The 377-nt window shown below is 65.8% G+C and carries 1 protein-coding gene; it reads left to right on the forward strand.

Going from position 1 to position 377, the window contains the following annotated elements:
• Positions 1 to 226 (forward strand): EamA family transporter (locus tag ACLJNW_RS23525; protein WP_410961130.1); only part of this gene is annotated, 226 nt, incomplete at its 5' end.
• Positions 227 to 377 lie beyond the last annotated feature (151 nt).

Consider the following 377-nt stretch of genomic DNA (forward strand, 5'->3'; position numbering starts at 1 on the left):
GATGTACGTACTGCTCTACGGCGCCATTCAGAAATTGCCGACGGCGCTGACCGGTGCCTTGTCCTTCATCTATCCGGTCGCGGCGATCCTGGTGGACTGGCTGGTCTTCGAACATCGCCTGAGCCTGGCCCAGTGGCTTGGCGTGGCCGCCATCCTGCTCGCCGCGGCAGGCATGCAGCAGGGTTGGAGCGTGCGCCTGCCGAGGCCGGCGGTGCGTCGCGGCTGAGGCGCGGGGGAAAGAAAAAGCCCCGCGACGAGGCGGGGCTTTTCTACGGCGATCTCGGCCGATCAGTTGCCGAAGACCTTGAAGCGTTCGCTTTCGGCGATGAAGGCTTTCTCCCCCGCCGGAGCGGCGATGGCGCCGAAAGGCATCTGTG

Origin of the sequence: Salmonella sp. SAL4457 (assembly GCF_046548235.1) — a bacterium.
Taxonomy (GTDB): Bacteria; Pseudomonadota; Gammaproteobacteria; order Enterobacterales; family Enterobacteriaceae; genus Salmonella; species Salmonella enterica.